Source organism: Streptomyces triticirhizae, from assembly GCF_003696235.1.
GTDB classification, from domain to species: domain Bacteria; phylum Actinomycetota; class Actinomycetes; order Streptomycetales; family Streptomycetaceae; genus Streptomyces; species Streptomyces triticirhizae.
Genome location: NZ_RFFJ01000416.1, coordinates 1 through 810, shown reverse-complemented (window position 1 = coordinate 810; position 810 = coordinate 1). Strand labels below are relative to the sequence as shown.

At 78.6% G+C, this 810-nt stretch carries 1 protein-coding gene; it reads left to right on the top strand.

Going from position 1 to position 810, the window contains the following annotated elements; genetic code table 11:
- Positions 1–810, top strand: an 810-nt coding sequence (locus EBN88_RS30065) for an alpha/beta hydrolase family protein (RefSeq protein ID WP_122400098.1), incomplete at both ends; no start/stop codon positions are given.

Here is an 810-nt window from a genome sequence, read left to right as displayed (position 1 = left end):
TGGCCACGATGGCGGCCGGCCGGTGGGCCGGCCGCACCGGCCTCGGCGCGGCCGGGGCCGGCCGGCCCGTCGGCTTCGCCGGCGTCCGGTTCGCCGTCCACGACAGCACCGCCGAGACCGTCACCCTCACCCGTTCCCCTCTCTCCCTGCGCCCCGGCACCTACCGGCTCACCGGCCGGCACGGCTCCGCCGTGGTCGGGCCGCCGTTGGACGTACCCGCCTCGCCCGACACCGTGGTGCGGCAGCTGCTCGGCGCCACCGAGCCGCCGTTCGCGACCGGCGCGTCCGTCGGGCTCACCCCGCAGCTGCACACCGGAACGCCCCGTTCGGCGCTCGGCATCGAGCACACCGACGTCGAACTCCCGCACGGCTCCGTGACCCTGCCCGCCTGGTATGTGCCCGGCGCCCGCGAGACCTGGGTGGTCGCGCTGCACGGTCTCGGCGCGACCCGGGAGGGGCCGTTGAACGTGCTGCCCTTTCTGCACCAGCACCAGTTCCCCGTGCTGCTGCCCAGCTTCCGGGGCGACCCCGGCGCCCCCCGCCGCGCCGAGCGCGCCTACCGGCTGGGCGCGGGGGAGTGGCGCGACGCCGAGGCGGCGCTCCGCTTCGCCGTGCGCTCCGGCGCACGCCGGGTGGTGCTCTACGGCTGGTCCGCCGGCGCGACGATGGCGCTGCACGCCGCCACGCACTCCCCGTTGCGCCGCCAGGTCGCCGGACTGATCCTCGACTCCCCGGTGCTCGCGCCCACCGCCACGCTCCGCGCGCTCGCGGCGCGGCGCGGCCTGCCGGCGCCGCTGCGCCCGGTGGCCG